The following is a 10,169-nucleotide window of genomic DNA, read 5'->3' on the forward strand; positions in this document are numbered from 1 at the left end:
TTCATAGAAAAAACACCTCCGTATAAATTCATTTTAATATGAATTCAACGAAAGTGTTTTTATTTTACTCCCACATCATGGGGTTAGTGCATAATATAGTCCACTTTTTATATTTAAAGTGTCTGCTTTTAGGGGAGTGTATCAAAGTTGGGAATGGTTATTTTTTTGTAATAATTTAGTGCTCATAGCACAAATTAAAGAGTATTTAATATAATTTGGTTAAAGTATAAGAAGCAGGTGATTAACAATGAAAGTGATTCATACTAATGACATCAATAAACAAGTACTCATCGATTTGTATATTGATAACTGGGGTGATGATGAAATGGTTGTCTCTTCAGGAACATATCAATTATCAGATTTACCAGGATTTGTTGCGTACGATGAAGCGGAAATAATTGGTGTGATTACATATATAATAAGAAATGATCAAATAGAAATTATTTCATTGGATAGTTTTAGGGAGAATGTAGGAATAGGAAGTCAATTGTTGAAAAAGTTAGAAGAAATATCTGAGGAAAAGGATATAACAAACATTTCAGTCATAACAACAAATGATAACTTAAATGCTTTGAAGTTCTATCAAAAAAGAGGATATAACATCAGAAAAGTTATTCCAAATGCAGTAGAAAAAGCAAGAAAACAAAAGCCATCCATTCCACAATTTGCAGAAAACGGAATTCCAATTCGAGATGAAATAGTGTTGGAGAAATATTTGTAGAGAATTGAAAAGTCTAGAACAATGATGTCCTAGACTCTTCCCTACGCCTCTATGATATATCTATATATTTCGTCTTTTACAGGTGATTCCATAGATAATGTCATTGTGACGATATTTTGTTGTTTCGCATTTGGCATGATTGTTTGTTCTGCTGAATCTTTAATGTAGTGGGCTTTTCCCAGGTAATAAAATTCTTTTCCGTCTGCCACGTCTTCTTTCTTTACAAAGATATACATGTCTATATTATTTTTTTGATGTGCTAAGATTTTTTGGACTTCTTTTGATTCTAATGTACGATTACTTCTTGTAAACCATTTGAGTTCGTCGGGACTTAGGAATTCATCTTCGTACTTTGTATTATCACTGATATCATCTTGTTTATGATATGTAATGAAAATTGGTAAAGTATTATTTCCGAATTTATAGCCGTTTATTGTTCCGGACTCATCAGATTTCCAGTTTAGTAATTTAACGAAGTCTTTTCTTGTATATTTGTTATATAGTAGTAAGCCGTTTTGGTTACCGTGATGTACCATGTTATTGTATTTAGCTAATTCAATAATGTCATCAACGTATGTTTTGAATACTGTTTTTTCTAGTGCTGATGAAAATGTATCGGTCAGTCTAACCTCATCATCGATTATGTTGATAATAGGGCTACCATACGTTTTGTTTATTGTAACGCTAAAGAAACGATGGTCTAAAATTTTCAAGGTTGTCTGAATGTCATCGTTTGTAACGTTTGAATCAATTTGTTGTGCGATTGGTAGTAGCTCATGTATTTTATGAGGTCTTCTAATAATAGCTTCTAAAATTGTATAATCAACGTTTTTTAAGCCTGGTGCGATTTCTCGAGACAAGAACGTTAAGTTGAGACTTTCATTTTTAGTTAATGTGTCTTCAGTTTTCTTGAATCTGACTATGAATTCATGATAGTTATTATAAGTACTGTCACTAGAATATATCACGCTAGGATCTATAGAATTCTGTCTAATGAAATCCATTAATAATGGCGTTCGACCAATTCTTTGTTCAACTTCATTAAATGCCTGTTTAATGTGAGCTGCTGAACTCAAGTTGACTTGTTTCAGTGAATCATATATTTGTTTCTTAGCTACTTCTTCAAAGTTGATAGTAGAAACACCTGTTAATGCAGTATTATCCGCTATAAATCTTCTGTAATTATCTTTATTTTGTGATTGATCACCAGATAATGCGACTGGAATGAGGTAGTTTTTCTTATAGTTACCTATAAAATCAATAACCGTTAAATATTCTTTGTTTTCTGCTTTTCTTAAGCCTCTACCAAGCTGTTGAATAAAGATAATACTTGATTCTGTTTCCCTTAACATGACAATCTGATTTACAGGTGCGATATCAATACCTTCGTTAAATAAGTTAACGGTAATAATGTAATTGATTTCTCCTGATTTTAGTTGTTCGATTGCTTCTTGTCGTTTATCCATGTTGTCTTCACCAGTCAATGCAAGTGAAGGTACGTTAAGAGCAGTTAATTTATTAGCGAGCTCCCATGCTTCATCTTTTCTACTAACGAAAATAAGTCCTTTAAGTGTGTCACCAGAGTATCCATAGTATTGAGTCTTTTCTAGAATATGTTTAACTCTTTCATCAGAAGTTAAATCTGCTAAATTACTGTAATCATCTGTAGATTGACCATTAAGCACATAGTCTGTGACACCGAAATAATGGAAGGGACAGAGTATTTCACTTTCTAGCGCTTTTTGTAATCTAATTTCATAAGCGATGTTGTAATCAAACATTTCAAATATATTTAAATTATCGGTTCTTTCAGGTGTTGCGGTCATACCAAGTACAAAATCAGGTGTAAAGTAATTGAATACCTTTTGATATGATGAGGCAGCAGAGCGATGCGCCTCATCGTAAACGATATAATCAAAGTACTTTTCATCAAACTGCATAAAAACATCTTCTTTAGATAATGTTTGAATCGTTGCAAATAAATATTTAGCGTTAGTATTCTTTTGTTTCCCTGTTAATAAGCCAAAATCCTTATCTTGTGCGAATGGCAGTACTTTTTTAAATTCTTGAATAGCTCTTTTTAAAATACCTTCATTATGAACGATAAATAGAAATTGATTAGGATTGTAACTTCTCACATCTAATGCAGAGAGAATTGTTTTTCCTGTACCAGTAGCTGAAATGATCAGTGCTTTATCTTTATGCTCTTTTCTGAGTTCAGCTAATGAATGTAATGCTTCTTTTTGCATAATGTTAGGTTCGATTCTAACTGCTGCATCAATATTTTTTTGGATTTCATTTTGTTGCTCGGTAATGCGTTGTGCTTCTTTTAAATTACGGGCATCATATGTCTTCTCATAATCTTGAATCCATTCATCAGAAAGAGGGGTACTATTATGCCATAGTTCATCAAATTGTGCTTTAATATTATAAACGAGGTCGCCATTCTTTTGAGTAGAAAGTAAGATATTATGTTCGTAGTTAACTTTTAAAGCGTTAGAAGTTAAATTAGAACTTCCGACAATCATGGACGAATAATGTTCATGGTCAAATACATAACCTTTAGCGTGAAATCCATTAACACCAGTTAATTTTACATCTACATTTTTAAGCTTTAATAATTCTTTATACATTTTAGGCGTATTGAACCCCAAATAATTCGAAGTAATAATTTTACCTCGAACACCTTTTTTGTCTAAATCATATAGATGCGATTTTAAACTTGCTAATCCACCTTCTGTGATAAAAGCGACTGAAATCGTGAATGTCTTACATTTATGCAGTTCATTAATAATAGTAGAAAGTACATTTTCTTCATTATTATTAACTAATAATTTCGGCATGAAATTACCTTTATGTGAAATTGTACGATCTATAAACCCTTTGTGTAGCGACTGATTAAAGTCTTCTAATAAATTGTTCATATTTATACCTCATCTACAATGATTTTGACAGCAGGTATATCGGCCGGTGCCCATTCTAAAGTTTCAAGATCTTTAACATCAAGCCATTGAATACTTTTATGTTCAGTAAGTGTAGGCATTTTTTCTTTCAATTTACATTTATATGTATGAAGGTTAACTATTCCAAAGTCATATTCATAAGAAGTAGAAGTAACTTTATCACCAACTTCAAGATCACATAACATTTCTTCACTGATCTCTCGTTTCAAAGCTTCTATTTCAGATTCACCTTTTTCTATTTTACCGCCAGGGAATTCCCACATAAGAGGTAAACTCATATTTTCATTTCTTTGTGCACAAAGTACCTTATCATCATTAAAGATAATTGCACCTACAACTTCGATTTGTTTTTTCAAAATATTACCTCCAAAAATTATGATATTTGTCTATATTTTATCAAAAATTGTTCTCAAGGTTAATAAAATGTAAAATTACGATCCATAAAAATTCAACTTTAGATAATTTCCAGTGATTTATTATATGAAAACTAAGAATATGATATATTCTTAATAATTAATGACATTTGTAATGTTTACTAAAGGCGGTTATGTTTTGAAGAAGCAAAGATTAAAGTTGCGTACGCTTGTGATTATTGTGGTTTGTATTGTGGTGCTATTTTCTTTATTAATTACGTGTTTATTAATCAGTAATACGATTAAGGATACGATTCATAGAACAACGAAGGAGAAGGCGGAGGTTATTGGTAAGACGATTGCGGGTTCTGAGGTTGTTCAGAAGTCTTTGGCTGAGGATAGTGATGATCGTAAAATTCAAGAATATACGTCTAAGATTCAAAAAACAACGGACATGAGTTTTATTGTTGTCATGGATATGAATGGCATTAGAAAGTCTCACCCGAATGAGAAGTTGATTGGTAAGCATTTTAAAGGTGGCGATGAAGGGGACGTCTTACATGGCAAACCTGGTACGTCTATAGCAAGAGGTACGCTTGGTTTAACGATGCGTGCTTTTACGCCTATATATGCTGATGGTAAACAAGTGGGTGCGGTATCGGTTGGTGTGCCTATGCAGACAGTTTATGAAGCGTTGGCGGATGGTAATAAGAAAATTATTATTGGATCTGTGATTGGTTTAATCGTAGGTGCTATTGGCGCGTATTTATTATCGATTTATATTAAGCGTATTTTGTTAGGACTTGAACCTTCTCATATCGCGAAAATTCTAGGTGAACGTAATACGATGTTACAGTCTGTTCATGAAGGGATTGTGGCAGTTGATAAAGAAGGTAAAATTAATTTGGTCAATAAGTCTGCAATGGATATTTTTAAGAAGGCAGGTCTTAAAGGTGATCCTATAGGAATGCAAATAAATGACTATATGGCTTCGACGCAATTACCGAAGATTGTAGAACTTGGTAAGCCTGAACTTGATAAAGAGCAAGATATTAATGGTGTGAAGATATTGGTGAATAGAGTACCATTAATTGTGAATAATGACATAGTAGGTGCGATATCGACGTTTAGAGATAAGACAGAAGTGCATAAATTATCAGAGCAGTTGGTAGGAGTTCGGACGTATGCAGATACGTTAAGAGCTCAATCGCATGAATTTAGTAATAGATTGCATGTGATTTCTGGGATGTTGCAGATGGAACATTATGATGATTTAAAACAGTACATACGTGAAATTGTTGAACTCGGTAGTCAAGAGAGGGGAAATATCACATCGAAGGTTAAAGATGCTGTACTAGCTGGTTTCTTAATTGGTAAACTTAGTTTGGCGCGTGAACAACAAATCAAGCTTTCTATCGTGAATCATACTACGATACCAGAACCGAAAGATTCATATATTACGCATGAAGTGATTACTATTATAGGTAATTTAATTGATAATAGTATAGACTCATTAGTATCATCATCACTTAAAAAGAAAACAATAGACGTACACTTGGATTACAAACAGAACCAATTAATGATTGATGTGATAGATTCAGGCGTAGGGCTTAATCATGAACTAGATGAACATATATTTGAGAAAGGTTTTTCTTCTAAAGGTGAGAATAGAGGGTATGGTTTACACCTCGTTCAACAAAGTGTTGAAAAGCTTGATGGTCAAATATCAATAGATGCCCATGAAGCAGGGAATGTACAGTTCTCAGTTGTTATAAACTATCTCAAAAAGGACGAAGATAAATGTTGAATATACTTATAGTTGAAGATGATCCAATGGTTGCGCAAATTAATCGTCAATTTATTGAAAAAATAGATCCTGAAGCGTTAGTTGATTTTGCAAAGAATGTAACAGAAGCAATGGAAGTCATTCAGTCAAAGACGATCGATTTATTATTGTTAGATATATACATGCCAGAAGAAAATGGCTTAATTTTTTTGAAATATGTAAGAGAGCAAGGTTATCAAGTAGATGCGATACTGATAACAGCTGCTACAGATGCTGAAGATATTCAGACAGCCTTCAGATATGGCGCGGTAGATTATTTAATTAAACCATTTGAATTTGAAAGATTTAAGAAGTCTTTACTTAAATACAAGCAAGGACAGACTTTCTTTAAAGGTAATCATCAAATTAAACAAGCAGATATTGATGCAGAGTTCTTGAATAAACAAGTTGTTACAGATGATTCAGAACTGAAATTGCCAAAAGGTGTCACAAAAGAAACGTTACAAAGCATCATTGAGAAGATGAATGACTTTGAAGATCATGCATTTTCAACAGATGATATTTCTAAAGCAGTTAATATTTCAAGAGTATCTGTAAGAAAGTATTTAAAATTCTTAACAGATATTGAAGTTTTAGAAGAGTCATTAACATATGGTATCGGCCGACCGATCTACTTCTACAAGTTAAATAAAGACAACTTAAAATATTTACAAGGCTATATGTCATGATGATGTCTAAATGAAAAACCAAACGATACGTTTCGTTTGGTTTTTTTAATTACAAAAAGATGATTAAAATTTCATAAGCTATAATTTTTGGTTGCGTTTTCATAAAATGAGTTTATATCAATTAAGGGGGATAAAAATGAATACGAAGACCAATTTGGAAGCGGTTACCGAGAATGAGTTGCCTATCCAAAATAATATAAAAAGCTTATGGGAAAAATTAATGAAAGCTAAAGTTGGTGTATTACCATTACCGTTATACATTGTCTTAGCTGCAATTATATTAACAGCATCTGTATATAATACTTTACCAGCAGATATGATTGGTGGATTTGCTGTCATCATGATTTTAGGAATATTGCTTGGCGATTTAGGGCAGAGAATTCCTATATTAAAAGAAATAGGTGGACCAGCTATATTAGCATTGCTTGTACCTTCTATTTTAGTATTTTTAAACGTGATTAATACCTCTTCAATGGAAGCCGTTACGACTTTGATGAAGACGTCTAATTTCTTGTATTTCTATATTTCTTGTTTAGTAGTCGGCAGTATTTTAGGCATGAATAGAAAAATGTTAATTCAAGGTTTCACACGCATGTTTGTACCTTTAATAGTGGGTACAGTATTAGCTGTCGTAGCAGGTATGTTAGTTGGATTATTGTTTGGATATGATTTACAACATACTTTCTTCTATATCGTTGTTCCAATTATCGGTGGCGGTATCGGTGAAGGGATACTTCCATTATCTATTGCATATTCATCTATTTTAGGTGGATCAGCAGAATCATTCGTATCTCAAATGATTCCAGCAGCTGTTATTGGGAATATCTTCGCAGTTGTCAGTGCAGGGCTTATGATGCGTTTAGGTGAAAAGAAAAAACATCTTTCAGGAAATGGGAAATTAGTAAAATCTGAAGATGGTAATGAAGTTCATGAAGAGAAAGAGAAAGTCATTGATTTCTCGCTAATGGGTGCAGGTTTACTCATTGCTTGTACATTCTTTATTGTTGGTACACTTGGTCAGAAATTCATTGGTGTCCCAGGACCGGTTATTATGATTTTATTTGCGACACTAATTAAGTGTCTTAAAGTGATGCCACACAAAATGGAAGACGGTGCGCATAATTTATACAAATTTATTTCAACAAGTTTAACTTGGCCGTTAATGGTCGGTCTCGGTATGCTTTATATTCCTTTAGAAGATGTTGTGAAGATTGTAACACCAGCATACGTTATCGTATGTGCGTCAGTTGTATTTGTCATGATATTATCTGGATATTTCGTAGGAAAATTAATGAAGATGTATCCCGTTGATGCAGCCATCGTAACAGGTTGTCATAGTGGCTTAGGTGGTACAGGAGATGTTGCGATATTATCAGCGTCTAAACGTATGGCATTAATGCCGTTTGCACAAGTTGCTACTAGAATCGGTGGTGTATCTACCGTAATCTTAGCATCACTTTTATTAAAATTATTAAGCTAAATATAAATAAATAAGGAGTAATTAAAAATGACTGAAAGTAATGAATACGGTGAATCTATAAATTTACATCAAGAACGCGCAGGTAAAATTGAAATCACGAGCAAAGTAGATGTGACTTCAGAAGAAGACTTAAGTGTTGTCTATACGCCAGGTGTTTCTGCAGTATGTAGAGCAATTGCTGAAGATGAAACAAAAGTAAATACATTAACTGCAAGAGGTAACATGATTGCAGTTATTACAGATGGAACAGCAGTACTAGGTTTAGGTGATATCGGTCCAAAAGCAGCCATTCCTGTTATGGAAGGTAAGAGCATTCTCTTTAAAAAACTTGCGAATGTTGATGCTTTTCCAATTTCATTAGACACGAAAGATACTGAAGAAATCATTTCAATTATTAAAGCATTACAACCTAATTTCTCAGGTATCAATTTAGAAGATATTTCAGCACCTCGTTGCTTTGAAATAGAGAAGCGTTTAATAGAAGAATTAGATATACCTGTATTTCATGACGATCAACACGGAACAGCAATCGTCGTACTTGCAGCATTAATCAATGCACTTAAAGTTGTAGATAAAGCAGAAAAAGATGCGAAAATCATTATAAATGGCGCAGGTTCAGCAGGTATTGCGATTGCGAAATTATTGTTAGAAGCGGGTTATCAAAATATTACGCTCGTCAGTCTAGAAGGTGTCTTAAATAAATCAGAAGAATGGTTGAATGATGCACAAAGAGAAATTGCTGAATATACAAACCTTGATAATATACAAGGTACTTTAGAAGATGTCATAAAGGATGCAGATGTATTTATCGGCGTATCAGGTCCAAAAGCATTATCAAAAGAACATGTTCAATCAATGAACAACGACCCAATTATCTTTGCATTAGCGAATCCAACACCAGAAATTTATCCGGAAGAAGCGTATGAAGCGGGTGCAGCAATCGTTGGAACGGGTCGTTCAGACTATCCAAATCAAATTAATAATCTGTTAGCATTCCCTGGTATATTTAGAGGAGTATTAGATGCCAAGACACAACATATCACAACTGAAATGAAAATAGCAGCAGCAAAAGCCATAGCAGCAACAATTCACAAAGACGAACTCAATGCGAATTATGTCATACCAAATTCATTAGAAAAAAGAGTCGTCGATCAAGTAGCAGCATCAGTCCAACAATGCGTAGAAAATAAAACAGAAGTGTTGGTGTAAGGTATATTTAGAAATAGTTTAAAAAGAATAGAGAAATCTATTCTTTTTTATTTTAGGTTACTATAGAAAGTCATTTTGATATGAATTACAATACATTTATAAACTTTTTTATGAAAATTACAGTTCGGAGGAAGGAATTTGAAACAGATATTTTCGGGAATGATATTAGTATTACTACTTTTAATCGTTGGTGTATTTGGTTTCATTGCGTATCAATTTATTGCTGGTGATAATCGTATTGAATTTTCTAGTAATCAACAAACAGCTGATAAAGAACCGAGTAGTGAGGAAAGTCATGACAAAGAATCCAGTGATGATTCTGAGGAACCAGAAGGCGATCCTCCAAGCATCGATGTCCAAACGACTCAATTTAGCCAAGGCTTTATGAATGCTGATGTAAGAAGCGGGTTTTATGGAGTAGGTATTGGATTGTCGCGAGATGCCATTGAAAAGAAATTCGGGAAGTCAGATGGACGTATAGAAGCTGGACAATCTCATGCTGAAAAATATGGCAACGTAGCTGTAAAATATAATAGTAAAGATAAAGCAGAGCATATATATGTAGCACCAACAAATGTAACAGTAGAAGCATTTAAATCCGTTCACGGAACACCAACGATAGAAAATAGCGATGGGTTAGTTTATGATGATAATCCAAACAATTCTTTCTCGATATTAATAACGACAAAGAATGGTAAAATAACAGCCATTGAAAATGCCGATCAAATACAAAGATAAGATAATGCCAGCTATGATGATTGCACTAACCCCAGGATGTGGGAGTAAAATAAAAACACTTTCGTTGAATTCATATTAAAATGAATTTATACGGAGGTGTTTTTTTCTATGAAAAGAGTGGCATATTCAGTTGAAACAAAATATAAAGTAGTAGAAATGAAACTCAAAGGATTTAGCACAAGAGAAATAAT

General features: G+C 33.1%; 8 protein-coding genes. 6 read left to right on the forward strand and 2 right to left on the reverse strand.

The annotated features are described in order from the left end of the window. The first annotated feature begins 247 nt into the window (after positions 1-247). On the forward strand, positions 248-721 hold the full coding sequence (locus LQ686_RS13425; RefSeq protein ID WP_107566037.1) for a GNAT family N-acetyltransferase: 474 nt from the start codon (positions 248-250) through the stop codon (positions 719-721). A gap of 41 nt (positions 722-762) precedes the next feature. On the opposite strand, the gene LQ686_RS13430 is transcribed toward LQ686_RS13425, so the two are convergent. Both LQ686_RS13430 and LQ686_RS13435 read right to left on the reverse strand, forming a co-directional pair. Then, positions 763-3,645 (reverse strand): DEAD/DEAH box helicase, encoded by a 2,883-nt coding sequence (locus LQ686_RS13430; RefSeq protein ID WP_107596897.1) that lies wholly within the window; start codon positions 3,643-3,645, stop codon positions 763-765. A gap of 2 nt (positions 3,646-3,647) precedes the next feature. Continuing rightward, positions 3,648-4,040 (reverse strand): (deoxy)nucleoside triphosphate pyrophosphohydrolase, encoded by a 393-nt coding sequence (locus tag LQ686_RS13435; protein WP_025905399.1) that lies wholly within the window; start codon positions 4,038-4,040, stop codon positions 3,648-3,650. 196 nt (positions 4,041-4,236) lie between these two features. Between LQ686_RS13435 and dcuS the strand changes: the two genes are divergently transcribed. The 5 genes from dcuS to LQ686_RS13460 all read left to right on the forward strand — a co-directional run bounded on the left by dcuS (position 4,237) and on the right by LQ686_RS13460 (position 9,978). Further along, positions 4,237-5,844 carry a DcuS/MalK family sensor histidine kinase gene (gene dcuS, locus LQ686_RS13440; protein ID WP_239733451.1) on the forward strand — a complete coding sequence of 536 codons (1,608 nt, stop codon included), beginning with the start codon at positions 4,237-4,239 and terminating at the stop codon, positions 5,842-5,844. Then, the gene (locus LQ686_RS13445; protein ID WP_025905397.1) at positions 5,838-6,551 is read left to right on the forward strand and encodes a response regulator; all 714 of its coding nucleotides are present in this window, start codon (positions 5,838-5,840) and stop codon (positions 6,549-6,551) included. Before dcuS ends, LQ686_RS13445 begins: the two co-directional genes overlap by 7 nt. Before the next feature lie 136 nt (positions 6,552-6,687). Further along, the gene (locus LQ686_RS13450) at positions 6,688-8,031 is read left to right on the forward strand and encodes a 2-hydroxycarboxylate transporter family protein (RefSeq protein ID WP_119593922.1); all 1,344 of its coding nucleotides are present in this window, start codon (positions 6,688-6,690) and stop codon (positions 8,029-8,031) included. Positions 8,032-8,058: 27 nt separating this feature from the next. Beyond that, positions 8,059-9,240 (forward strand): NAD(P)-dependent malic enzyme, encoded by a 1,182-nt coding sequence (locus LQ686_RS13455; RefSeq protein ID WP_037589142.1) that lies wholly within the window; start codon positions 8,059-8,061, stop codon positions 9,238-9,240. A gap of 138 nt (positions 9,241-9,378) precedes the next feature. Further along, positions 9,379-9,978 (forward strand): hypothetical protein, encoded by a 600-nt coding sequence (locus LQ686_RS13460; protein ID WP_103361036.1) that lies wholly within the window; start codon positions 9,379-9,381, stop codon positions 9,976-9,978. Positions 9,979-10,169: the final 191 nt, after the last annotated feature.

Source organism: Mammaliicoccus sp. J-M41 (assembly GCF_022385935.1).
Lineage (GTDB): Bacteria > Bacillota > Bacilli > Staphylococcales > Staphylococcaceae > Mammaliicoccus > Mammaliicoccus sciuri_A.